The following is a 24435-nucleotide window of genomic DNA, read 5'->3' on the forward strand; positions in this document are numbered from 1 at the left end:
CCCGGCTGGGGCGCCTACGCCGCGAGCAAGTTCGCGCTCCGCGGTTTCGCCGACTCGCTGCGCGCGGAGGAGTCGCAGCACGGCGTGAAGGTCACGTCGATCTTCCCCGGGCGCGTCGCGACCGACATGCAGCGCGAGGTGCGCCGCCAGGAAGGCGGGACCTTCGAGCCGGAGGGCTACCTGCAGCCCGACTCCGTGGCCCGGTCGATCGTCTCGTCCGTGCACGCGGACGAGGACACGCACCTGACCGAGGTCGTGCTCCGCCCCGCCTGAGCACCCGGTGCCGACGGCAGGCCGCGCTGCCGGTGGTGCCGGCGCGCGGCCGCTCAGCCGCGGATGTACTGCGCCGACGTGCGCGCCGCCGCCTGCACGTGGCGGCGGTCCGCCCGGGTCGGTTCCTGGTCGTGCAGCACCTGCTCACCCGCGACCCACACGTCCCGGACGCACCGCGAGCCCGCTGCCCACACGACGTTCGCCACCACCTGTTCGTCCGGCGCGTCCAGGCCGGTGGCGAACGCCGGCGTGTCCACGTCGAGGTGCACCAGATCCGCCCAGCGGCCCGGTTCGAGCGTCCCGAGGTCCTCGCGCTGCAGCGCCTCCGCTCCGCCCCGCGTCGCGGCGAGCAGCGCCTGCTTGGCGCTCAGCGCCGTGGCACCGCCCGTCACCGTCCGCGAGAGCAGCCCGGCCAGGCGGATCTCCTCCCACAGGTCGAGGTCGTCGTTGCTCGACGGCCCGTCGGTGCCCAGGCCCACGGGCACACCGGCGCCGAGCAGCTCCACCAGCGAAGCAGTCCCCGAGGCGAGTTTCGCGTTCGACCCGGGGCAGTGCGCGACACCGGTGCCCCGGCGCGCGAGCAGCGCCCGGTCCTCCGCTGAGAGGTGCACGCCGTGCGCCGCGAGCACCCGGCCGTTGAGCACGCCGAGCTTGTCCAGCAGCGCGGGCACCGAGCCGAACTCGGCGCGCTGCTGCGCGTCCTCGTCCGCCGTCTCCGCCACGTGCGTGTGCACGAGCGCGTTGCGCTGCTGCGCTGCTTCCCCGATCGTTTCGAGGGCCTCCATCGGCAGCATGTACGCGGAGTGCGGGCCGTAGGCGAGCTCGATGCGCTGCCCCGGCCCGAACCGGAGTCCGTCCGCGTCGATCCACCGGTCGATCCGCTCGACCATGCCGCTCCAGCCGCCGGTACCGCTGAGGTCGGGCAGGTCGATGACCGCTCCGGCGAGCACGACGCGCGATCCGATCGCGAGCGCTCCCTCGACCACGGACTCCCCGGCGAAGTACATCTCGGCGCTCGTGGTCACTCCTGCGCGCAGCATTTCCACGCACCCGAGTTCCATGCCGATGCGCACGTCGGCGGGGCGCAGGCGAGCCTCGGCCGGCCAGATGACCTCCTGCAGCCACCGCAGCAGCGGGAGGTCTCCGCCCATGCCGCGCAGCAGCGTCATCGGGCTGTGGGCGTGCGCGTTGATCAACCCCGGAAGCAGGATGCCGTCGCAGTCCTGGACGGCGGCGTCCCGCGAACGCTCCGGTGCCGCGGTACGCGGCCCGCAGTACGCGACGCGCCCGTCCTGATCGACGTCCACAACCGCATCCCGGATCACCGAACAGGCCTGGTCGCACGGCAGAACCAGCGGAGCGTGCAGACGCAGAGGTGTGGTCGACATGGGAGCAATTGTGCCGCATCGATCGAACCGGTCCCGGAGAGCTGGCGCGACCGAACACGGCCTACGAGAGGAACGTGGACAACGTCGTCATCATCACCAGTCCTGCCGCCACGGCCAGCCCCAGGATCACTGCCAGGTACGCACCATCACGAGTTCCCAGTCGCATACCTCCAGCATCGTCGTCTGCGCGGGACTCGCACCTCGGCTTTCCGGCTGATCTCCCTCCTCCGGAAGGCCAGAACCGCGCGACCGGAGCGGCCGGTCACTCCTCGACGAGGCCGCGGCGCCACGCCCAGGCCGCGGTCTCCACCCGGTTGCGGGCACCGACCTTGCCCTGCGCCGCCGCGAGGTGCGTTTTCACGGTGGACAGCGACATGTACAGCTCTTGGCCGATCTCGCTGTTGGTCAGACCCCGCGCCGTGGCGCGGACGACGTCCAGTTCCCGCTCCGTGAGCTCCTCGGACGGCGGGGGCGCGTGCGTCCTCCGCTCCGGCTTGCCGGAGAAGTGCTTCAGCAGCCGGACGGTGATCTGCGGGGACACCAGCGCGTCACCCCGCTCGGCCGCGTGCACCGCCTCGATCAGCAGGGCCGGTCCGGCGTCCTTGAGCAGGAAGCCGCTGGCTCCGTTGCGGAGCGCCTGCTCGACGTACTCGTCGAGGTCGAAGGTCGTGACCACCACGACCTTGACCGGGTCGGAGACGTCGGAGCCCGCGAGCTGCCTGGTGGCCTCCAGCCCGTCCATCCCGGGCATCCGGATGTCCATCAGGCACACGTCCGGGCGGAGCTCCCGGGCCAGGCGCACGGCGTCGACCCCGTCGCCCACGTCACCGACGACTTCGATGTCCTCCTGGGAATCGAGGATCATGCGGAAGCCCGCGCGCACCATGTCCTGGTCATCCGCGATCAGCACTCGGGTCATGAACCCCGGTTCCCGTCCTTCTCGGTCAACGGCATCACCGCGTCGACGCGCCAGCCGGCGTCCTCGGCCGGACCGGCCTCGAACGTGCCCCCGAGCAGCTCGACGCGTTCACGCATCCCGACCAGACCGTAGCCGCCCGAACCACCCGCCGGTTGCCGCCGCTGCCCCGCGCCGTCGTCGCGCACGCGGATGCGCAGGTCGTTGCCGTCAGTGCGCAGGTGCACATCGATGTGCGTGACGTCCGCCGCGTGCTTCTCCGCGTTCGTCAACGCCTCCTGGACCACGCGCAGGGCCGAACGCGCGACCTCCTGGGGCACCGTTTCCCCCAGTTCCGTGCCCAGCGAGACACGTGGCCGCACCTGCGGGCCCAGCGTGCTGTCGACGAGCGCGCGCACGTCGGAGTCGAGATCGGTGCTCGCGCTCTCCCCGGCCCCCTCCTCGCGCATGCCCGCGACGATCCGCCGCATCGCCGTGAGCGCTTCGGTGCCGCTGTCGGCGATCCGGTCGAGCGCCTGGCCGGCCGCCGCGGCATCGCGCTCGGCGACCATGCGCGCGGCCTGGGCCTGCACGACGATCCCCGTGACGTGGTGGGCGACGATGTCGTGCAGTTCGCGCGCCAGCGCCATGCGCTCGTTCTGCTGCGCGAGCGAGATCGCCGCCTCCACCGAGCGGGCGCGGTCCGCGTCGCGCGAGCGGAAGTACATGCCGGTGCCGATGGCGGTCACCAGCAGCAAGCCCCCGAGGAACAGCGGGGTCGCGGCCACGCGCGGGTCGAGGTAGTTCGACCGCCCCGGAAGGCCGAACAGGGCGAGCAGGGCCACGAGGACGAGGCCGGCGACGACTCGTGCCGCCAGGGCCCGTTCGACGGTGCGCACGGTGATGGCCACCAGCACCATTCCGGCACCGACCGCGGTGGCCGGAACCGGGCCGAGCAGGCCGGTGGTCGGCTCGCCCAGCAGCCGCAGCAGCACGACCATCGTCACGAGCGCGGCCGCGGCGAGCACGGAGGCCTCGATCGGGCGCGTCGGGGCGAGCACGGCGAACAGCCCCATGACCGCGCAGCCCAGCAGTTGGGTCAGGACGGTGTACGGCCCGGCCTCCACGCTCGCCACCTGCAAGAACAGCAGGATGCACAGCGCGGCGATGACGGGCCACTGCTGCCGCAGCAGCACGGCGAAGGCACTCTGCCCGCTGAACGCGCTGCGCAGGTACAACCCGGTTCCTGCGGCGAGGATGAGCTGCAGGAAACCCAGCCACAGCGGGTCGATGCCGAAGCCGGTCGCACCGCGCAGGCCCACCGCCCCGAGCGCGGCGAGCACCAGCGCGGCGGTCACCGGCAGGGCGCGGGACAGCGGGGCACCGCGGTAGAGCGCGAGCACGAGCAGCAGCCCGGCGAGGTTCTCCGTCGGGCGGGTCCCCAGCAGCACCGGCAGCGGGCCGAACGCCTCCGGCTCGGGGAGGAGGCCGGCGCGCGCGAGCAGCGTCGCGCCGCCCAGCACGACCGCGCCCGCCAGCCCGCACGTCACGGGTGCGCGCCGGGCGAGCAGGGCCAGCACCGCCAGGGCGGTCAGCTCCGGAACGATCACCAGTTGCGCACTGCCGCCGCTCACCAGCAGGAGCACGTCCCCGCACCAGGTCAGCCCGAGCAGCGCGGCGAAGATCCACTGCTCGCGCAGCAGCGCCACCAGCCAGCCGAGGCCCGGCCGGGCGGAGGGAGCCGCGGGGGTCCTCCCGCGGCCGCTGCGCGGCGCGGTCGCGCCGGCCGCCTCGTGCGGTGCGCTCTCCTGCCCCGGGGCGGACTCCCCCGGGGCAGAACCCCGCGGTGCGGGGGGCTCGGAACGCGGATGCCTGAACACGGCGCCGACGGTAGTGGAGCCGGGCGGTTCCCACCCCGTCCGATCGGCCATCGTCACCGGCCAGTCGGCCATCGCCACCGGCCGCTCGGACGAGTCCGGCAGCCCGCTCCCACCTCCCCGCGGTGCGCTCCCCCGCTCCCCGCGGAGCAGCCGGTCCCCGGCAGGCCCGGTACCCGGGCGGCCGTTCCCACATCCGGAGCAGCGCCCGGGGAACGGCCCCGCCGTCCCGTCCTTTCGGACAAGCGCCTGTGACCGTTCGGCCGATTCGTCAACAGCTCCCCGAGCGCGACGCTGGGAGCACCACCGGAGACCGGGGAGCAGCGGCGACGCGGGAGCGCGCAGGAGCGGGCACGCGGAAGCCGCACGAGGCGGACCCGGCAGCCGGCAGGGCAGCAGGGCACGCGCGCTGAAGGAGACCGCGATGTTCGTACAGGTCCTGTCCGCGATCGGCACCGTGGTCGCTCTGGTCATCCTCGTGGCCATGGCGGCCAGCGCCGCGCTCCCAGACGTGGGCGAGTGGTTGGCCGCCCGGCGCGCTCCCGCGCGCTGCCGCGAGGACTGAGCGCCGACGCCGGACGGCTCTCAGCGGCGCTCGTAGATGAGGTCGTGCACGACGCGCCCCTCCTCCTGAGCACGCGTTTCGAACTTCGTCACCGGGCGCCACTCCGGCCGGGGCGCCCACCCCTCCGACTCGTGCGCGTAGCGGTTGCGCAGCAGCGGTTCGGCATCGCAGACCTCGCGCATCTGCTCGGCGTAGTTCTCCCAGTCGGTGGCGAGGTGGACCACGCCCCCGGGCGCGATGCGCGAGGCGATCAGCGCCATCGCAGGCCCCTGCACGAGCCGCCGCTTGTGGTGCCGCTTCTTCGGCCACGGGTCGGGGAAGTAGATCAGCACCTCGCTCAGCGAGTCCTCCGGCACGTGGTGCCGCAGCAGCTCCAGCGCGTCACCCCGCAGGAGCCGCAGGTTGGTCAGGCCCGCGTTCACCGCGCGGGAGAGCAGCTGGGCGAGACCGGGTTTGTAGACCTCGACGGCCACGTAGTTGACGTCGGGGCGGTTCTCCACGAGCTGCGCGGTGGTCTCCCCCATCCCCGAGCCGATCTCCAGCACGAGGGGTGCCGACCGGCCGAACCAGGTCTCGAAGTCCACCGGCCCCTCGGGCAGGGCGGTGATCTCCGTCCCCCACTCGGACCAGTGCTGGTCCCAAGCTCGTTGCTGGCCCGTGGTCATCCGCCCACCGCGGTGGACGTAGCTGACGATCGATCGGGCAGGACGAATTCGCTGGTCAGAGGAACTCACAAGGAGCCAGTATGACAAACGCGCCCGGCGCGGCGGCGGCCGCGCCGGAGGCCGGCCCGGCAGACCGCGCACGCGCCGAGCTCCCCGACCGCCACCTCGGCGCGCCACCCCGGCGCGACGGGCTCACCAGGACTCGATCCGGGTGACCGCCGAGAGCAACCCGCTGATGCCGTCCAGCGGGACGGCCGGCGGCTCCACATCACCGTGGGCCGGCAGCACGTTCAGCCACCCGGGGTGCTCGTCGGTGCACAGCACGGTGGTCGGCGCCTTCCGCGGTTCCCTGTCGGACGGGGCGTACTCCCAGTAGCCGGTGTCGCCGGAAGTCGTCCAGGGAACGAACACCCAGCCGTCGCGCCGCCCCAGCACCGCGTGCACCTCGTCCTCGAAGGCGAACCCCTCGTGGCGGGAACCGAGCGCGCCCCGGTCCAGCGCGCGCAGCCACCAGGGCGCGGGCAGCGGGGATTCGGCGGATTCGCGGTCGCGGAGTTCGCGGTAGAGCGCGAGCACGCGCGCCTCCGGGGCGGTGTGGATCCATCCGCGACGCACGGCCGCAGGTCCCGGCCGGGAGTCGGCGGGCGCGGTGGGGTGCTCCTCGGTCGCCAGCGACCACTCCAGCTCGGGCACCGGTTCCAGTTGGACCGTCGTGCTCGTGCGGCGCTCGTGCTCGTCGAACTGCCGCTCGTGAGCTCTCGACCATTCCCGCGAACGCGTCATCGGTCCACCCCGTCTGCTGTTGGCGCGGAGCGCGTGCCCGGCGGCAGCGCTCGATCCGTTGCTGAAGTTGTCCCGCCGCTGGAGTTGTGCCGCTGCTGGAGTTGTTGGGGCGAGCGCGCTGTCGCCCATCACCAGGTTAGTCGAGCATGGCACGGCGAAAATGCGTGTGTCCAAAATCACAGATTCGCAACGACGTCGCGGCTCCGGGGGTTTCCGCTCGACAACACCGCTCGCCCCGGGTGCAGTGGACGGATGGCGGAACAAACCGTGGAACGGGTGCACATCGACGGCGGTGTGGTCGTCGGACTGGACACGTCGGCCTCCGCGGCGCGGGCGCTGGAGCTCGGCGCCGAGGAGGCGCGCCTGCGCGGGGCCGTGCTGCACGTGCTGCGCGCGTGGAGCATCCGCACCGCTCCGCGGCCGGCGGACGTGCCCGCCCAGGTCATGCCGAGCATGGAGCAGTTCGAGCAGACGGTGCGCGCGGACACCGAGCGCATCATCAGCGGGACGATCGGAGTGCCCGAGGCAGCGGTGCGAACCCACGTGGTGCACTCCCCGGCACCGCAGGCACTGCTGGCGGCCTCGCGCAACGCGGACCTGCTGGTGGTGGGGCATCGCGGCCGCGGCGGGTTCGCCGGCCTGCTGCTCGGTTCGGTCGCCGAGCAGTGCGTGCGGCACGCCGCTTGCCCCGTGCTCATCGCCCGCCCCAGCTTTTGAAACAACAGCTTTTGACCCAGCAGCTCCTGAACCGGCTCCCAGCTCTCGGACCGGCCCTCAACAGCTCCTGAACCAGCTCCGGTTCCCCGCACCCGCCGCGGCCGGCGGGGAGCACCTGAGCCACCGAGCACCGCCGCCCGACATCTCGAAAAGCCCGGCATCTCGAAAAGCCCGGCACCCCCGGAAAAATGTGGACCCGGGCCGTCCCCCGAATGACAGCCCGGGTCCTCCCCCGTCCGACCGCCGGCGCCCCCGAGCGCTGGTGCAGTCGGTCGTTCTTCTTCGCGCCAGCCGGCGCTCCGGGCTCACCCCGGTGCTTCCGGGCCCACCACTGTGGACGGGCTGATCACTGGCGCGATCTCTGCGCTGATCCTATCGGCCAACGTGACAAGCCTCTCGGCCGGGATGGGTAACGTTTCGTCATCACCCCTCCCGCCAGGACATCCGATCAGTTGATCATGGAAGGTTCGCGTCGCTCACGCATCGCGACGGCGGACCACTCCGAGCCCGATGAGCAGCACGAGCACCGCGAAACCGGCGAAGTAGGCCAGTGCTCCCCACGGCCCGAACGGCACGTCGCTGCCCATGCCCCCGCTGTGCACCGATCCGAGGAACGTGTCGACGACGTGGAACGGCATCCAGGAGTACAGGTCCGATCCGATGCGCGGGATCATCATCACCAGCGACTCGACGAGCAGCGGCCACAGCAGCAGCAGCGTCACGGCACCGGCCGACTGGCGCAGCAGCACGCCGACACCCACGGAGAGCACGGCGGCGAAGGCGTACACGAGCCCGACACCGGCCACCTGCCGCCACTCCCCGACCCCGCTGAGCGCCAGGTCCGATTCGGACGCGAGCAGGGCGGTGACGCCGAGCGACCCGAACGCCGCCAGCTCACCGATCACGAACGCGGTCGCGGCGACCACGCCGGTCTTCGCCACCAGGGGGGACACGCGGTCGGGAACGGCGAGGAACGTGGCGCGGATCGTGCCGAAGCGGTACTCGGTGGTCACCGCCAGCGCCGCCAGCACCATGACGACCATCATCCCGAGCTGGTAACCGGCGAGGCTCATCTGCAGCGGCACGGGGCCGCGCGCATAGCCCGCCAGCAGCGCGGCGAACCCGATGGTGAGCGCGAGCGCGACCACCGCGCACCACCACGGCGAGCGCGTGGAGAACAGCTTCGTGCGTTCGACGGCCAACAACGTCATGTCACTTCACCCCGCTGAGCGCGCTCGCGCCGGTCGGTTCCTCGGTGCTGGAGTACTCCACCGCTTCGCTGGTCATGCGCATGAAGGCGTCCTCGAGCGATCCGCTCCGCGTGGCCAGCTCGTGCACGACGCAGCCCTGCTGCGCGGCGATCTCCCCCACTTGGTCGGTGCTGGCCCCGCGCACTTCCAGGGCGCTGTCCCCGGTGGACTGCGCGGCGATCCCCGCGCTCCGCAGCGCCGCGGCGAGCCGGTCCACCTGGGGCGAGCGCACGACGACGCCCTGCGCACCCGCCTGGTTCACGAACTCCTCCGTGGGGCACTGGGCGAGCAGTTCGCCGCGGCCGATGACGACGAGCTCCTCGGCCGTCTGCGCCATCTCGGACAGCAGGTGGCTGGACACCAGCACGGTGCGCCCCTCGGCGGCCAGGCCCTGCATGAACCGGCGGATCCAGTGGATGCCCTCGGGGTCGAGGCCGTTGACCGGCTCGTCGAACATGAGGATCCCCGGGTCGCCGAGCAGCGCGCCCGCGATGCCGAGCCGCTGCGACATGCCGAGGGAGAACCCGCCGGCGCGGCGATCGGCCACCTCGGACAGCCCCACCTGCTCCAGCACGGTCTCCACGCGGCTGTTCGGGATCCTGTTGCTGCGCGCCAGCCAGCGCAGGTGGGTGCGCGCGGAGCGGTTGGGGTGCACCCACTTCGCGTCGAGCAGGGCGCCGATCGTCCGCAGTGGATGCTTCAGGTCCCGGTAGTGCTCACCGTCCACGCGCACGTCACCGGCGGTGGGCCGGTCGAGCCCGAGGATCATGCGCATCGTGGTGGACTTGCCCGCACCGTTCGGTCCGAGGAATCCGGTCACTCTGCCCGGCCGCACGGTGAAGCTCAGGTCGCGCACCACGGTCTTGTCGCCGTAGCGCTTCGTGAGGCCGCTAGCCTCGATCATGGTCTGCTCTCCGTTTCTCGCTGGGCCGTCGTCACTCGCGCTGCCCGAGTCGAGTTCCGCCGATGGTCCCGCCTCCGCGGCGCGCCACCGCCATCGGGACCCACGATGCCGAACGCACCGCTCCGCGGACATCGGCCTGCGGACGGGAATCCGCGTCCTCCCCAGGTCGTAGACGCCCCGGAGACCTCCCCGGGGGTGGGCTCCCGGCGCACGTCACCGCGCCGGCACGCGCCCCGCGCCTTCCGGGACCCCCAGAACGGGGGCGCCCAGAGCGGAATCCCTCAGAACCAGCGGGCGAGGACGTCGACCAGCCCGTCGGCGGCGACCGGTCCGGCGACCTCGTTCGCCGCGACCCGCACCTCCGCGGGAGCCTGCCCCATGGCGACGCCGTGCGCGGCCCACTGCAGCATCTGGATGTCGTTGTCGCCGTCCCCCGCGGCGAACGTCGCCTCGCCGTCGATGCCCAGCTCGACCCGCAGCTTCTCCAGCGCACTGCCCTTGGTGATGCCCTCGGGCACGAGCGTCACCCACGCCGACTCGTGGTCGATGGTGACGGTGCACGGCAGCCGGGCTCCGCTCAGCGCCGCGCGGGCCTGCTCGGGGCTGTGCCCCGTCCAGTAGGCGATCAGCCGCGGTACCGGCCGCTGCCCGATTTCCTCCACAGTGGCCGCGCGCTGGTGCCCGTGCAGCTCGTCGGTGCGGAACGGTTCGGTGACGAGGCTCTCCGAACCGATCTGCTCGGCGGCGTAGCGGGCTCCCGGCAGGCGCCGGGTGAGCTCCGGCAGCGCGGCGGAGGGGTCGAAGGTCTCCACGGAGAGCACCTCCCGCGTGGCCACGTCCACGGTGATCGCACCGTTCGAGCACAGCGCGACACCGCCGTCGAGGTCCAGCTCGTCGAGGATCGGCACGGTGCCGAGGAAGCTGCGGCCCGTGGCGACGACGAGGTGGCTGCCCGCCGCGACGACGCGCCGGACCGCCTCGCGCACCGGAGCGGACACGCGCTGCGTCTCCGGGTCGAGCACGGTGCCGTCGATGTCGAGCGCGACTAGTTGCGGAGCGGACACATCAGCCACCTTCGTCGTCGGGATGCTTCGGCGGCGCTCACGCCGCCCCTGGTCGCACCAGGCCGGTTTCGTACGCGAGGACCACGGCTTGCACGCGGTCCCGCAGTTCCAGCTTGGACAGCACGCGACCGACGTGGGTCTTCACCGTGGCCTCGGACACGACCAGCGCCTCGGCGATCTCGGTGTTGGTCAGGCCGGTGGCGACCAGGCGGAGCACCTCCCGCTCGCGCTCGGTCAGCGCCCGCAGCACCTCGGGATCGCGGGACGGGGCGTGGTCGGCACCGAGGAAACGGTCCAGCAGCCGCCGGGTGACGCTCGGCGACACGGCCGCATCGCCCTGCGCGACCGACCGCACCGCGGAGACGAGCCCTTCCGGCGGCACGTCCTTGAGCAGGAACCCGCTGGCTCCGGCGCGCAGGGCGGACAGGACGTACTCGTCGAAGTCGAAGGTCGTCATGACCAGCACCCGCGCGGTGTCCTCGCGGAGGATCCGGCGGGTGGCCTCGACCCCGTCGACACCGGGCATGCGCACGTCCATGAGCACCACGTCGGGCCGGTGCTCGGCGGCCAGGGAGACCGCCTCGGTCCCGTCGGCTGCTTCACCGGCGATGCTCATGTCCTCCTGCGCCTCGAGCACCATGCGCCAGCCCATGCGCATGAGCTGCTGGTCGTCGACGAGGAGCACGCGGAGCACACCTCCCAGGATAGGACCTCGCCGCGGCCGCGGCGGGTCCCCGCGCACCGCGCCCGGGTGGCGTTCCCCACTCCGGCGGAGCGGCCCGGCTTCCCGGGGCTCAGGTGTTCCCCAGGGCTCCCGACCCCGGGTCCCAGGCGTTCTCCGAGCGCAGGGGCAGTCGGGCGCGCACCCGCCAGCCGCCCTCCGGACGGGGTCCGGCCTCGAGGTCGCCGCCGTAGAGCGCGGCCCGCTCGCGCATGCCCAGCACGCCGTGCCCCGAGCTCTGCTCGGTCCGCTCGACCCCGGCGATCGGGTCGGCACCGGGCGCGCCGTCGTCGGTGACCTCCAGCATCACGTGCCGGCCGTCGTTGCGGGCGGTGACGACGGCCGCGGTGGCCTGCCCGCCGTGCTTGAGCGTGTTGGTCAGGGACTCCTGCACGATGCGGTACACGCTCAGCACGACCCCGGCGGGCAGCTCGTCGAAGTCGCCCTCCAGGTCGAGCTGCACGCGCAGGCCGAGGCGCCGCACCCCGTCGACGAGGTCGCGCAGCCCGCCGCTGTCCGGGCGCGGGGCCTGCGCGTCGTCCTCGGGGTTGCGCAGCACGCGCAGCAGGTTGCGCAGCTCGCTCAGCGAGCTCCGCCCGGTGTCGCCGATCGACTGCAGCGCCTGCTCGGCCACCTTCGGGTCACCGCGCAGGGCGTAGGTGGCGCCGTCGGCCTGGCTGATCATGACGCTGACCGAGTGCGCGAGCACGTCGTGGATCTCGCGGGCGATGCGGTTGCGCTCCTCGGCCACCGCGATCCGCGCCCGCTGGTCGCGTTCGAACTCGAGGCTGCGCACGCGCTGCTCCACGGCCGCGTGGTAACTGCGGCGGGCGCCCACGAACTCGCCGAGGGACCAGGCGGTGCCGATGATCAGCCCGGAGAAGACCAGGAAGAACGGCAGCGCCCCGAGCGGTGAGTCCGCGATGAGCGGCCGCACCGCGGACATGCCCGCCAGGCACGCCGCGTACAGCGCCGCCTGCCGCCGGCCCACCTCCACCACGAGCGTGTAGAGCATGATCGCCGTGCTCAGCTCGGCGACGTACAGGGGCGCGTGCATCCAGGAGATCAGCACCCCTCCCGCCAGCACCAGGTAGGCGGCCGGCAGCGGGTACCGCCGCCGGACGACGAGCGGCAGGGAGCACAGCAGCCAGTTCACCGGCTGGGCGAGCGACTCGGCGTCGCTCGGCGCGTACAGGCGCCACACGAACAGCGCGAACAGCGCCACGGACGCGGCCAGCAGCACGTCACCGGCCAGCGGGTGGGAACGGAACCAGAGGCTGAGTCGGCGCACGGCTTCGAGGTTAGGCGTCCGGTCCGTTGCGCTGCGTCGTCCCGCGGCGCGAGACCGCCCGTCCCCCTCAGGTCGCAGAGAGCTCACCGGGCGGGGGAACAGCTCACCGGGCGGGGAACACTGTGCGCGTTGCCCGTGGTGCCCTCCGTGGCAGGATGGGTGCTCGTCGGGGCGGTGGCGCGGCGCGGTCGTCGGCGGGGCCGCCGCCGGGCGCCGCGCCCCGGTGGACCAGGACGCGGCCGAGCGGGAACGCGGTCGAGCGGAGAGGACAGCGGTGAGTTCGCGCACGCAGCCCGGGGACCCGGCGGCGCCCGGCCCGCTGTCGGAGTCCGTGGCCCGTCTCTGCGGCGACCTGCGCGAGCAGGTCTCCGAGGGCACCGCCGCGGGCATCGACCGCGTGCTGCAGCGCCTGTCGGCACCGCTGCAGCTGGCCGTGGTGGGCCGGGTGAAGTCGGGCAAGTCGACGCTGGTCAACGCGCTGATCGGCCGCCGCGTGGCGCCGACGGACGTGGGCGAGTGCACCAGGCTGGTCACGCGGTTCCAGTACGGCACGGTCGACCGCATCGAGGTCGTCGGCCACGACGGCTCGCGGCAGGCGGTGCCCTGCGCGCCGGACGGCGGGCTGCCCGCCGACCTGGGGGTGGACCTGGAGCGCGTGTCGCACGTCGAGGCGTACCTGACCAACGCGGTGCTGCGCGACCTCACGGTGATCGACACCCCGGGGTTGGGCTCGTTGAACGAGACCGCGAGGACCCGCGCGGAGCGGCTGCTGGGCGCGGATCGGCCGCCGGGGGCGGGCGAGGACGAGGAGCTGGACCCGGTCTCGCGGGGCGCGGTGGCCGGGGCGGAGGCCGTGCTGTACGTGGTGACCCAGGCGGTGCGCGCCGACGACGAGCAGGCGCTGGCCGCGTTCAGCGCCGCCACGGCCAGCCGGGACGCCGGTCCGGTGAACGCGGTGGCCGTGCTGAACAAGGCGGACGCGGTGGAGCCGGAGTCGGTCGCGGGCGCGGACGGCGACGTGTGGCGGGCCGCGTCGATCCTCGCCGAGGGCCAGGCGCGCGTGCTGCGCCCGCGGGTGGCGGACGTGCTGCCGGTGCTGGGGCTGCTCGCGGAGACCACCGAGACCGGCGGGTTCACCGCCGCCGATGCGGACGCGCTGCGGCAGCTGGCCCGGTTGGACCGGGACACGCGCGAGACGATGCTGCTGTCGGCGGACCTGTTCACCGAGTGGGAGTGCGCGGTTCCGGTGAGCGCGCGCACGCGGCTGGTGGAGCGGCTGGACCTCCACGGCATCCGGTGCGCGCTGCAGGAGCTGGACCGCTGCTCCGAGGCGAGCGCCGGGGACCTGCGGCGCGCCCTCGGCACCGCCTCGGGGCTGGCGGAGCTGCGCGCTCGGGTGGCGGCGGTGTTCCGCGAGCGCGCGGACGGGTTGAAGGCGGCTGCCGCGCTGGCTTCGCTGACCTCGCTGGTGCACGAGTCGGGTGATCCGGAGGAGTGGCGGGCCGCGCACGACGCGCTGGAGGCGCTGCTGGCCCGCCCGGAGGCGCACCAGCTGCGGGTGCTGGAGGCGCTGACGCTGGTGTCCTCGGGCGGGGTGCAGTTCCCGGAGGACCTCGTCGACGAGGTGCTGCGGCTGGGCGGCGCGACCACGGACGCCGAGCGGGTGGGAATGCCCGGGGCGGGGCGGCCGGAGGTGGCCGCGGCGGCGCTGGAGCGCGCGAAGTGGTGGCGCTCGTTCGCCACGTTCGGGGCGACGCCGGCGCAGTCGCGGGTCGCGCACGTGGTGCACCGGGCGTACTTCCTGCTGTGGCGGCGGCTGTCGGGTCGGGCCTGAGCGGGTGCGGGCCCGCGGGAACCGCGGCGGTGCCCGCCGCGTCCGAGGGGCGGGATCGGCACGTCGACACCGGAAGGGGCACCGAGATGACCGCCACGACCAGCGATGCCTCCACGGACCGGGTGGTGCTGCCGTTCGCCGCGCCGGGCTGCGGTGCCGAACAGCCGCGGGAACCGGCCGGGCGGGACTCGGCGGTGCAGGAGCGCGCCCGGTTGATCGAGCTGTGCCTGTACGCGGTGGACCGGGCCCGCTCGGCCGGTGTGGTCGAGCGGCTGACCCTGGGGTTGGCCGAGGTCGGCGTGGTGGCGCTGCGGCCGGACGGCGCGTGGTTCGATCCCGCGCAGCACGAGGCCGTCGGCACGGTCGACACCGCCGATCCCGCGCTCGACGGGGTGATCGCGGGCACCGAGGTCCCCGGCTTCACCGACCGCGCGCAGGTGCTGCGCGCACCGGCGGTGACGGTGTACCGCTTCCGGCCCTGACCGCTCGGGGCCCGTTCCCCGACCTCCTCCGCCGCGAGGTCGGGGAACGGGCCCGCAGAGCTCACGCCCTCCGGTGGGCGGCGATCAGCGTGGGCGGGGCGTTCAGGTCGATGCCGCGGCGGCTGAGCTTCTCGGTGTAGATCGTGTCGCGGCTGAGCGCGCGGCTGATCGCCGTGGCCAGGGCGACCGCGAACATCAGCGGCAGGATGATCGAGTACTGCCCGGTCAGCTCGAACAGCGTGATCACCGCGGTCATCGGTGCGCGCGTCGCGCCGGCGAAGGCCGCGCCCATGCCGAGCAGCCCGTACAGCCCGGGGGAGCCGGTGACGCCGGGCAGCACCTCCTGCGCGAGGACGCCGAACGCGCTGCCCGCGGTGGCGCCGACGAACAGCGAGGGCGCGAACACCCCGCCGGAGCCGCCGATGCCCATGGTCAGGCTGGTGGCCAGCATCTTGCCGGCGAGCAGGACGAGCAGGAAGCCGAACGCGTAGTCGCCGGCGACGGCGTGGCCGAGCACGGGGTAACCGACGCCGTACATCTGCGGCAGCACGAGCAGCACCAGGCCGAGCACGAGCCCGCCGACGGCGGGTCGCAGCCACTCGGGGCCGGGCCAGATCCGGTCGCAGAGGTCCTCGACGCGGTACAGGACCTTGCAGAACAGCACGCCGACCGCGCCGACGACCAGGCCCAGCGCGGCGAACAGCGCGAACTGGCTCGGATTGTCCGGGTGGAACGCGGGCAGCGTCAGGAAGGCCTCGTTGCCGAACACGGCCCGGCCGACGACGTCGGCGGAGACGCTGGCGATCACCACGGCGACGAACGCGTCGACGGTGAAGGCGCGCAGGATGAGCTCCATCGCGAAGAACACCCCGGCCAGCGGGGCGTTGAAGGTCGCGGAGATGCCGCCCGCCGCGCCGCAGGCCACGAGCACCCGCATCCGCCGGTCGTCGAGCCGGGTGATGCGGCCGAGCGTGGAGCCGAGGGCGGAGGCGATCTGCACGATCGGGCCTTCGCGGCCGACGGATCCGCCGGAGCCGATGCACAGGGCCGAGGCGAGGGCTTTGACGAGGCTGACCTGCGGGGTGATGTGCCCGCCGCGCTCGGAGACGGCGTACATCACCTCGGGGACGCCGTGCCCCTTGGCCTCGGGGGCGAGCCAGGCGACGAGCGGTCCGTACAGCAGCCCGGCCACGACGGGGGCCAGCAGCAGGAACCACGGACCGAGCGCGGGGAGCCAGGCGTGCGCCGCGCCGGGGGCCGTCGTGTACTCGTCCCGGCCGGTGAAGAACCGGGTGGCGGTGACGACGAGCCAGCGGAACACGACGGCGCCGAGGCCGGCGCCGAGGCCGATGAGCAGGGACAGGACGAGCAGGCCGCCGCCGCGCTCCCGCAGCTGGGTGGTGAGCGATCGGCGGGCCGTTGCGAGGACCTGTGCGCGATCCATCGATTTGCATAATGCAACACTTGCTCACTGCAAGTCAATGTGACAATGGCGACATGAGCACCGCGGAGTCCCCCGGCAGTGACGAGGTGGACGCGATCACCGAGGCCGTGCTGACCGCCTCCCGGCTCCTGGTGGGCGTGTCGGCGAAGTCCGTCGCCGCCGTCGCCGGGAGCATCACGCTCCCGCAGTTCCGGCTGCTGGTGGCGCTGGACTCCCGGGGGCCGCTGAAGCTCGTCGCCCTCGCCGAGCTGCTCGGGGTGAACCCCTCGACGGCCACGCGCACCGTCGACCGGCTCGTCAACGCCGGCTGGGTGCAGCGGCAGAGCAACCCCGAATCGCGTCGGGAAGTCACCATCGCGCTGACCCGCAGCGGCCACGACCTCGTCGAGCAGGTCACCGACTACCGGCGCAGCGAGATCGAGGCGATCGTGGAGCGCATCCCGCACGAGCAGCGCCAAGGGCTCGTGCGGGCGCTGCAGGCGTTCAGCGAAGCCGGCGGCGAACCGCCCACGCGGGTCTCCCCCTACGACGCCGGCTGGACCCGCTGGCGGTGAGCGCCGGGGCAGCCGCCCCCGGCGCCCGGCGGTGACCCCGACGGTGCGCCGACCGCACCGCACTGCTGGAGAATGCGCGCGGACACCGACCAGGGGGTGCACGCATGACCTCTCCGGACGTGGCCTTCACGGCCGCGCTGCCGCAGCAGGTCCAGCAGACCCGCGACCGGCTGTTCACGCTGCTGCGCGACACCGCCCCGGACGTCGCCGCGTGGGTCGACGACCTCCGCCGGGCGCGGCCGGACAAGCCCACCGTGGTCGTCGTCGGCGAGACCAACCGGGGCAAGAGCTCGCTGGTCAACGCCCTCCTCGGGCACGACGGCCTGTCGAGCGCGGACGCGGGCGGGGCCACGGCCACGCACCTGTGGTTCGAGCGCGGCGAGCGGTGGCAGGCCCACGCCTGCTACCCCGGGCAGGAGCCCGTGCCCGTGGACTTCGACGCCCTGGCCGACTGGACCGTCGTCGCCCCGGACACCGCGGGGCACGTCCCGCCGCGCCGGGTCCGCGTGCGCGCCCCGCTGCCCGCGCTGGACGAGATCACCGTGGTGGACACCCCCGGCGTCGGCGGTCTGCGGGCCGAGCACGGCGAGCTGGCGCTGGAAGCCGCCGGATCCGCCACGGCGCTGCTGTTCGTCTCGGACGCCTCCGCCCCGATCACGTGCGGTGAGCTGGAATTCCTCAACACCGTCGCCGCGCGCGTGGAAACCGTGCTCTTCGCGCTGACGAAGACCGACCGGCACCGGGGCTGGCGGGAGATCCGGGAGGAGAACCGGCGGCTGCTGGCCGAGCACGCCCCGCGGTTCGCCCACGCACCGATCCACCCGGTGTCCGCGCGGATGTTGCACCAGGCCGAAGCCGCACCGCACGAGCACGCGCGCGAGCTGCTGCGCGGCAAGTCCGGCATCGGCGAACTGAGCACCGCGGTGCGCGCGGCGATCACCGACCGCTCGGCCATGCTCGGCGAGGCGAACACGCTGCGCGCGCTGTCCACGGTCCTCGGCGAGCTGATCGGCCGCTGGGAAGCCGAGCACCGCGCGCTGACCTGCGGCGAGCACGAGGCCGAATCGCTGCGCAGCCGGCGCGACGAGCTGCAGGCAGCGCGCCGCTCCTCCACGCGCGGCTGGCAGGTGCGGCTGCGCGGGGAGATCCAGCGCGCCCGCGCGGAGATCGGGCACGAGGTGGCCAACCAGGTGCGCCAGGTGCAGACCCGGTTCCGCCGCGCCATCGACGCCGCCGACCGCGCCGAGCTGGCCGAACTGCCCGCGCAGGCCGACTCCGCGCTGCAGCTCGTCGCCTCGCGCACCGCCTCGCTGCTGTCCGGCAGGCTGGCGGGGGCGGCGGAGAGGTCGCTGGCCGAGCTGTTCTCCGCCGAGGAGCTCGACGTCATCCGCTCCCAGTTCGCCCGCGGCGCGCACCCGCCGGTCACCCTGCGCACCCCGGACAAGCGACCGCCGACCGCCGAGGACAAGCTGCTGGTGGTCATGGGCATCTCGAGCGGTCTGGGGCTCGGCCGCGTGGCGGTGGCCCTGCCGTGGCTGGGGCTCGGCGCCGGGACGCTGACCCCGGTCGTGCTGCCCGTGTCGATCGCGCTGGGGCTCGGCGCCGGGTGGTGGATGGCGCGCACGCGGCGGCACGCGGCGGACAAGCAGCACCTCAAGCAGTGGCTCACCGAAGCCATCACCGACGCCCGCTCCGCCCTGGACCAGCTGGTGGCCGAACAGCTCATCGAGGCCGAGCAGCAGCTGCTGCTGGCCCTGGACGACGTGCTCACCCGGCGCATCGAGGCGATCGACGAGGAGCTGCGCGAGGTCGACCGGGCGCTGCGGATGGACGCGGCCGAACGCGGCCGGCAGGCGCGGGAGATCAAGCAGCGCGTGGACCAGGCGCGTTCCGGTCGGGAGAAGGCGGAGCACCTGCTGGCCGGCATCCGCAACCTGCGCGACGGGCACGAGGCGGCGCTGCGCGCGGGCGCCCCGGCGCCGGACGGCGGGCAGGACGGTGCTGCGCCGGACGGCGAGCAGGACGCCCCGGCGGGCAGCGCCGCACCGGTGCGGGGTGGCGCGGACGCACCCGGTGCGTGACCCCGCACCGGACGCGGGCGTCGGCCCCGCGGAACCGGCGCTCCCGCGGGCGCGTCAGAACTGGAACACTGCGTCACTGGAACACCGCGGGGGCCTGGAACACCGCGGGTTGGAACACCGCGGGGCGGGGTACCGCGGGTGCCCGGGGCGTGTTCCCCGGTGCGGGGTCCGCCGCCGCGAGCGGCACTGCCGGTGCGCACCGCCGGCCCCCGCGCGCAGCGGCCCGGCACGAGCACCACGGCGACACGACGGCACGAGGGGGTACCGAGGTTGTACCTGGAGGACCAGGGCCCGGGCGACGGCGACATCACGATCCCCGTCGACGGCGCCGAGTACACGGCCGAAGCCAACCGCGACCTGGACGGCGACGGGATCGACGAGGCCGTCACGATCATGACCGACGACGGCTTCGTCGCCTACGTCGACTCCGACGCCGACGGCCGCGCGGACGTGATGCGGCACGTCGACACCGACGGCGTGGTCACCGGCCAGGCGCGCTTCGACGCCACCGCGGGCACGTGGGTGGCCGAAGCGCCCGAGCAGAACACCGGCGATCCGCGCCCGGCCGGGGAGTCGATGGTGCTGCACGCACCGGACGGACCGCACGAGATCGGCCCGCCCACCGAGGACACCAACCACGACGGCCGGCCGGACACGAGCATCGTGGCCACGGAGAGCGGAACGATGCTGGCCACCGACGTGGACGGCGACGGCCGCGCCGACCAGCTCGTGCGCATCACCTCCGACGGCGCGGTCACCGTGTCCCACCACACCGGTTCGGGGGAGTGGACCGTGGTCGACCGCGGTCGCCTCGACGAGCAGGGGCGCTTCGCCTCCGAGGGGGCGGAGCTCACCGACGACGCCGCCTGGGACCTCGGTCCACCGCCGGGCGCCGAGGCCGGCGGTGGCGGCGGTCCCGCCCAGGAGCCGACGGCCGGGCAGGAATCGACACCCGCCGCGGAACCGGAACCCGCCGAGGAGCGGAGGGCGGCCCGGGAAACGCCACCGGCCCAGGAGCAGAGCGCCGGGCAGAACCCGAGGACCGGTCAGGACTCGGCACCCGGGCAGGACTCGGCACCCGGGCAGGACCCGGCGGCCGGTGAGCGCGGCCGCGCCAGCGGGGCCGCGACCGGCGAAAGCCACGAGACCCCCGGCGGCGCCGCGACCGGCGAGAACCGCGGCACCCCCGGCGGCCCCGACGTGCGCGGTGCGCAGCCCGGGGCCCCTCCCCGCTGACGCAGGTCCGCTGCCCCGGACCCGGCGCGCTCGCCAGCCCCGCGCCCCGGAACAGCCCCCGCGGCGGAGGTGCGCGCCCGCGCCGGGTTCCGGACATTTCTCGAGAAAAGTCCCAAACGTCACCCACCCGTGCTGCCTGCTCCACCCGCGCGGGTGAGGCGGGGCCGCGCTCCCGCGACCGCCGAACGGGCCAACACCGCCGGTGACCCCGGTCGCGGGTTCACCGGCGCTTCGCCGGAAATTCTCCGCAGCACCCTCGTGCGGTCGCCCGGATTTCCGGTCCGACCCGGGAACTGAATCGATCCCCTTATCGTTCCTGTGAGCGAACGAACACGGCTGATCTGCGTATTGCCACCGCTGCCCCGTTAACCTCGGTGCATCCCTTCCCGCTTCGTCCGGCAACGCCGGCGGGCGAAGCATTCCCTGAGAAAGCGTCGACGGCACGCCGTCGACATGATTCCGGGCTGTGGCGCCCAGTCAGGAGACAAGACGCGATGACCGCAGTGACCATTCCGGGACTCGACCAGGCACCGACACAGCACGAGGACCTGCTGGCCTGGGTGCGCGACGTAGCCGAGCTGACCACGCCCGAGCAGGTCGTCTGGTGCGACGGATCGCCCGATGAATGGCAGCGACTGACTGATCGTCTGGTCGAGGCGGGAACTTTCACCCGGGTGGCGAACAAGCCGAATTCGTTCTACGCCGCCTCCGCCCCGAGCGACGTCGCCCGGGTCGAAGAACGCACGTTCATTTGCTCGCGGGAGAAAAAGGACGCGGGGGTCACCAACAACTGGATGGACCCCGCTGAGATGAAGGCCATCATGACCGAGCTCTACCGGGGCTCCATGCGTGGCCGCACGATGTACGTCATCCCATTCTGCATGGGACCGCTGCACGCGGACGAGCCGCGAATCGGCGTGGAAATCACCGATTCCGAGTACGTCGTGGTGTCCATGCACATCATGACCCGCATGGGCCGGAAGGTGCTGGACCGGCTCGGCAGCGACGGCGAGTTCGTCCCCGCGCTGCACTCGGTCGGCGCTCCGCTCGAACCCGGCCAGCAGGACGTGCAGTGGCCCTGCAACGACACGAAGTACATCACGCACTTCCCCGAAGAGCGCATGATCTGGAGCTTCGGTTCGGGCTACGGCGGCAACGCGCTGCTCGGCAAGAAGTGCTACTCGCTGCGGATCGCCTCGGCGATGGCCCGCGACGAGGGATGGCTGGCCGAGCACATGCTCATCCTCAAGCTCATCTCGCCCGAGAACAAGGTGCACTACGTCGCCGCCGCCTTCCCCTCGGCGTGCGGGAAGACGAACCTGGCGATGCTCGAGCCGACGATTCCGGGCTGGCGCGTCGAAACGCTGGGCGACGACATCGCCTGGCTGCGGTTCGGTTCCGACGGGCGGCTGTACGCGGTGAACCCGGAAGCCGGGTTCTTCGGCGTCGCACCGGGGACGAACTGGAAGACGAACCCGAACGCGATGCGCACCATCGAGAAGGGCAACTCCATCTTCACCAACGTCGCGCTCACCGATGACGGGGACGTCTGGTGGGAGGAGATGGAGAACCAGCCGGAGCACTGCACCGACTGGAAGGGCCGCGACTGGACTCCCGACTCGGACGAGCCCGCCGCGCACCCGAACTCCCGCTACTGCACGCCGATGAGCCAGTGCCCGATCCTGGCGCCGGAGTGGGACGACCCGCAGGGCGTGCCGCTGTCGGCGATCCTGTTCGGCGGCCGCCGCAAGACCACCGTCCCGCTGGTGAACGAGGCGTTCGACTGGCAGCACGGCGTGTTCATGGGTGCGACGCTGTCCTCCGAGAAGACCGCCGCCGCGGCGGGCAAGGTCGGCGAGGTGCGCCGCGACCCGATGGCCATGCTCCCGTTCATCGGCTACAACGTCGGCGACTACTTCCAGCACTGGGTCGACGTCGGCAAGAGCGCGGACTCGACCAAGCTGCCCAGCATCTTCTACGTGAACTGGTTCCGCCGCGACGAGTCCGGCAAGAAGATCGTGTGGCCGGGCTTCGGCGAGAACTGCCGGGTGCTCAAGTGGATCGTCGACCGGATCGAGGGCAAGGCCGCCGCCTCGGAAACTCCGGTCGGCCGGGTCCCCTCCGCCGAGGAGCTGGACCTGTCCGGTCTGGACTGCACCCGCGAGGACGTGGAAACCTCGCTGCACGTGGACCGCTCCGAGTGGCAGGCCGAAATCCCGCTCGTGGAGGAGTGGTTCGACACGATCGGCGACGCGCTGCCGACGTCGATGCGCGACGAGCTGGAGGCCCTCAAGCAGCGCCTGAACTCCTGACCGGCTGAGGCCCTGCTCCCCGCGGGAGTCCTGACCGGGCACCCGGCCCGGGCTCCCGCGGGGAGCTCCGGAGCCCGCGCTCGAGCAGCCGTGGACTCCCCGCGCGTCCGTCGGCGCGCGGGGAGTCCGCGGCTCGTGTTCCGCCGGCCCCGCGTCCGGCCGGTCGTGTTCGGCCGGTCGTGTCCGGCCGGCGCGAGCCGCGGGCTCCCGCGGGGAGCTCCGGAGCCCGCGCTCAGGCTCCCCCGACACCCGGGCGGCGGACGCGCCGGTGCGTCCTGCGCGGGTTCCTCCGGGCCCCGGGCCCCGGGAGCCGCCTGCGCCGGGGCCGGGGATCCTCGTCGCTGCGCAACGCCATGAACAGGGCGACGACCGCGACGGCGACGAGCACGCATAAGGCGATGTCTTCCACGGCGCACCTCCACGGTTCGCGGACCGGCGGCGGAACACCGCCGCGCCCGCGGGGTACCCGCGCACCGCGCGCCCCAACCCGGTCCTCCGCGCCCGCTCTGCGCGTTCACCCACGTCACCCCCAGTCCACTGTAGAGTGAAAGTGGACACCCGGATCCGCGTCCGCAGCGCCGCCGCGAGCGATCCCCGATCAACGCTTGCGCCGCAGCAGAGATCTGCATCACACTCCTGTGAGCTTCGTCCATTCGATGAAGCGCTCCACCGGTCGACCGGCCCACGCGTCTGCGAGCACACAACCCGCATGCCACGGACACAAGGGAGCCACGATGGGGCGCGCAGAGTCCTTGCACGGCACGAACCTGCCGCGGGTCGGCGACTTCAACCGCGCGGTGGTTCTCGACGCCATCCGCCGCAACGGCGAGGTCAGCCGCGTCGAACTCGCCCGAGCCACCCAGCTCACCCCGCAGACCATGTCGAACATCGTCCGCGAACTCATCGACGACGGCCTCGTCCGCGAAACCGGCAACGGCCCCTCGACCGGGGGAAAGCGCCGCGTGCTGCTGAGCATCGTGCCCGAGGCCTCCTACGCGGTCGGGCTGCACGTCGAAGGCGACCGGGTGCACGGCGCGCTCGTCGACCTCACCGGCACCGTGCGCGCGCGCAGCCACCGCCGCACGTCCCCGCACGCGCGGCCCAGCACCGTGGTCACCGCGCTCGAGCACACCTACCGCTACCTCACCGACGGCGCCGAACGCGTGCTCGGACTCGGCCTGGCCGTGCCCGGCCCGCTCGACCCCGGCCAGCGGCACGTGCTGTCCCCGCCCGGCCTCGACGGGTGGGACGAAGTCGCCCTGGCCGACACGGTGCAGGAGCGCGCCGCCGTGCCGGTGGTGATGGACAACGACGCCACCGCCGCAGCGACCGGGGAGCGCTGGTCCGGCAACGGCGTGCGCAGCGGCTCGTTCGTCTACGCCTACCTCGGCGGCAACGTCGGCGTCGGCATCGTGCTCGACGACCAGGTGCACCGCGGCGCCAGCAGCAACGCCGGCGAGATCGGGCACGTGCCGCACGGCGGGCGGCGCCGGTGCCGCTGCGGCAAGCGCGGCTGCCTCGACGCCTACTGCTCCATGCCCGCGATCCTCGCCGACTGGCGCGCCGCGGGCGGCAATCCGAAGAGCAGCAGCGTCAGCACCGGCTACGCGCAGCTGTGCCGCACCGCCGCCGCGGGCGACAGCACCGCGGTCCGCGTGCTGCGCCGCGCGTCCAACCGGCTCGGCCGCACGCTCGCCTCCGTGGTCAGCGTCCTCGACGTGGACCGGGTGGTGCTCGGGGGGCCGGGGGTGTGCCAGGTCGAGGGCCTCGTCCGCGACGAGGTCTCGGAGGCGATCGCCGAGGTGGCCTGGGCAGCCGACATCCGCCCGGTCACCGTCGAGACCGCCGCCACCGGTTCCGACGCGGGCACGATCGGCGCGGCCGCCCTCGTGCTCGACCACGCCTACTCCCCGCAGGTCGCCGCGCTGCTCGGGACCTCGGCGGACCGGCACCGCGAGGAGTGAGCCCCCCGCACCGGCACGCTGCCTCCCACCGCCCGTCCCCACCCGGGGCGTGCATTTCTCGGAAACGCACGCCCCGCGGCACCGCGCGGCAGGCGAGACCCGCGGGCCGCACCCGGGTTCGGCCTGGTCGGCGCG

At 73.4% G+C, this 24435-nt stretch carries 21 protein-coding genes (1 of these 21 only partly in view); 10 read left to right on the forward strand and 11 right to left on the reverse strand.

All coding sequences use genetic code 11. The features are described 5' to 3' along the window. Positions 1-273: the 3' portion of an SDR family oxidoreductase gene (locus tag ACVGV0_RS22575; protein ID WP_459157687.1), read on the forward strand. 411 nt of this gene lie to the left of the window's left edge; the window shows 273 of its 684 coding nt (coding positions 412-684); its start codon lies beyond the left edge, outside the window; the stop codon is at positions 271-273. Positions 274-326: 53 nt separating this feature from the next. Here the strand turns inward: ACVGV0_RS22575 and ACVGV0_RS22580 are convergent, their stop codons facing one another. The 3 genes from ACVGV0_RS22580 to ACVGV0_RS22590 form a co-directional block, all read right to left on the reverse strand. Further along, entirely contained in the window at positions 327-1661 is a 1335-nt protein-coding gene (locus ACVGV0_RS22580) for an amidohydrolase family protein (RefSeq protein WP_459157688.1), read from the reverse strand. A gap of 262 nt (positions 1662-1923) precedes the next feature. Next, the gene (locus ACVGV0_RS22585; RefSeq protein ID WP_459157689.1) at positions 1924-2580 is read right to left on the reverse strand and encodes a response regulator; all 657 of its coding nucleotides are present in this window, start codon (positions 2578-2580) and stop codon (positions 1924-1926) included. Continuing rightward, complete coding sequence (locus tag ACVGV0_RS22590) at positions 2577-4436, reverse strand: sensor histidine kinase (RefSeq protein ID WP_459157690.1); 1860 nt, start codon at positions 4434-4436, stop codon at positions 2577-2579. The genes ACVGV0_RS22585 and ACVGV0_RS22590 overlap by 4 nt, the downstream gene beginning before the upstream one ends. 421 nt (positions 4437-4857) lie before the next feature. On the opposite strand from ACVGV0_RS22590, the gene ACVGV0_RS22595 reads away from it, so the two are divergent. Next, the gene (locus ACVGV0_RS22595) at positions 4858-4998 is read left to right on the forward strand and encodes a hypothetical protein (protein ID WP_459157691.1); all 141 of its coding nucleotides are present in this window, start codon (positions 4858-4860) and stop codon (positions 4996-4998) included. A 20-nt stretch (positions 4999-5018) separates the two neighbouring features. Here ACVGV0_RS22595 and trmB read toward each other — a convergent pair whose 3' ends face one another. Both trmB and ACVGV0_RS22605 read right to left on the reverse strand, forming a co-directional pair. After that, positions 5019-5663 carry a tRNA (guanosine(46)-N7)-methyltransferase TrmB gene (gene trmB, locus ACVGV0_RS22600; RefSeq protein ID WP_459157692.1) on the reverse strand — a complete coding sequence of 215 codons (645 nt, stop codon included), beginning with the start codon at positions 5661-5663 and terminating at the stop codon, positions 5019-5021. A 192-nt stretch (positions 5664-5855) separates the two neighbouring features. Next, positions 5856-6446 carry a hypothetical protein gene (locus tag ACVGV0_RS22605; protein ID WP_459157693.1) on the reverse strand — a complete coding sequence of 197 codons (591 nt, stop codon included), beginning with the start codon at positions 6444-6446 and terminating at the stop codon, positions 5856-5858. A 252-nt stretch (positions 6447-6698) separates the two neighbouring features. Here ACVGV0_RS22605 and ACVGV0_RS22610 point away from each other — a divergent pair, with 252 nt between their 5' ends. Beyond that, the gene (locus ACVGV0_RS22610) at positions 6699-7163 is read left to right on the forward strand and encodes a universal stress protein (protein WP_459157694.1); all 465 of its coding nucleotides are present in this window, start codon (positions 6699-6701) and stop codon (positions 7161-7163) included. 476 nt (positions 7164-7639) lie between these two features. Here the strand turns inward: ACVGV0_RS22610 and ACVGV0_RS22615 are convergent, their stop codons facing one another. The 5 genes from ACVGV0_RS22615 to ACVGV0_RS22635 all read right to left on the reverse strand — a co-directional run bounded on the left by ACVGV0_RS22615 (position 7640) and on the right by ACVGV0_RS22635 (position 12393). Further along, the gene (locus ACVGV0_RS22615; RefSeq protein ID WP_459157695.1) at positions 7640-8374 is read right to left on the reverse strand and encodes a hypothetical protein; all 735 of its coding nucleotides are present in this window, start codon (positions 8372-8374) and stop codon (positions 7640-7642) included. A gap of 1 nt (position 8375) precedes the next feature. Then, positions 8376-9317: an ABC transporter ATP-binding protein gene (locus tag ACVGV0_RS22620; RefSeq protein WP_459157696.1), complete on the reverse strand. Its 942-nt coding sequence runs from the start codon at positions 9315-9317 to the stop codon at positions 8376-8378. Positions 9318-9598: 281 nt separating this feature from the next. Further along, entirely contained in the window at positions 9599-10381 is a 783-nt protein-coding gene (locus ACVGV0_RS22625; RefSeq protein WP_459157697.1) for an HAD family hydrolase, read from the reverse strand. A gap of 37 nt (positions 10382-10418) precedes the next feature. Beyond that, positions 10419-11075: a response regulator gene (locus ACVGV0_RS22630; RefSeq protein ID WP_459157698.1), complete on the reverse strand. Its 657-nt coding sequence runs from the start codon at positions 11073-11075 to the stop codon at positions 10419-10421. 100 nt (positions 11076-11175) lie between these two features. After that, positions 11176-12393 (reverse strand): sensor histidine kinase, encoded by a 1218-nt coding sequence (locus ACVGV0_RS22635; RefSeq protein ID WP_459157699.1) that lies wholly within the window; start codon positions 12391-12393, stop codon positions 11176-11178. Between the two features lie 274 nt (positions 12394-12667). On the opposite strand from ACVGV0_RS22635, the gene ACVGV0_RS22640 reads away from it, so the two are divergent. Together ACVGV0_RS22640 and grpE are read left to right on the forward strand one after the other, a co-directional pair. Beyond that, positions 12668-14227 carry a dynamin family protein gene (locus ACVGV0_RS22640; RefSeq protein WP_459157700.1) on the forward strand — a complete coding sequence of 520 codons (1560 nt, stop codon included), beginning with the start codon at positions 12668-12670 and terminating at the stop codon, positions 14225-14227. An 86-nt stretch (positions 14228-14313) separates the two neighbouring features. After that, on the forward strand, positions 14314-14709 hold the full coding sequence (gene grpE, locus ACVGV0_RS22645) for a nucleotide exchange factor GrpE (RefSeq protein WP_459157701.1): 396 nt from the start codon (positions 14314-14316) through the stop codon (positions 14707-14709). A gap of 61 nt (positions 14710-14770) precedes the next feature. Here grpE and ACVGV0_RS22650 read toward each other — a convergent pair whose 3' ends face one another. Continuing rightward, on the reverse strand, positions 14771-16153 hold the full coding sequence (locus tag ACVGV0_RS22650) for a chloride channel protein (protein ID WP_459157702.1): 1383 nt from the start codon (positions 16151-16153) through the stop codon (positions 14771-14773). A 53-nt stretch (positions 16154-16206) separates the two neighbouring features. Here ACVGV0_RS22650 and ACVGV0_RS22655 point away from each other — a divergent pair, with 53 nt between their 5' ends. From ACVGV0_RS22655 to ACVGV0_RS22675, 5 genes are all read left to right on the forward strand, one after another. Continuing rightward, positions 16207-16707: a MarR family winged helix-turn-helix transcriptional regulator gene (locus ACVGV0_RS22655; RefSeq protein ID WP_459157703.1), complete on the forward strand. Its 501-nt coding sequence runs from the start codon at positions 16207-16209 to the stop codon at positions 16705-16707. Between the two features lie 104 nt (positions 16708-16811). Beyond that, a complete protein-coding gene (locus ACVGV0_RS22660) occupies positions 16812-18788 on the forward strand; it encodes a dynamin family protein (RefSeq protein ID WP_459157704.1) in 1977 nt (658 codons plus the stop codon). Between the two features lie 270 nt (positions 18789-19058). After that, positions 19059-20024, forward strand: coding sequence for a DUF6802 family protein (locus tag ACVGV0_RS22665; protein WP_459157705.1), 966 nt, complete (start codon positions 19059-19061; stop codon positions 20022-20024). 494 nt (positions 20025-20518) lie between these two features. Next, positions 20519-22336 (forward strand): phosphoenolpyruvate carboxykinase (GTP), encoded by a 1818-nt coding sequence (locus ACVGV0_RS22670; RefSeq protein WP_459157706.1) that lies wholly within the window; start codon positions 20519-20521, stop codon positions 22334-22336. 734 nt (positions 22337-23070) lie between these two features. After that, positions 23071-24300, forward strand: a complete 1230-nt coding sequence (locus ACVGV0_RS22675) for an ROK family transcriptional regulator (RefSeq protein ID WP_459157707.1) — start codon at positions 23071-23073, stop codon at positions 24298-24300. Positions 24301-24435: the final 135 nt, after the last annotated feature.

It is taken from the genome of Salinifilum ghardaiensis (genome assembly GCF_054491345.1).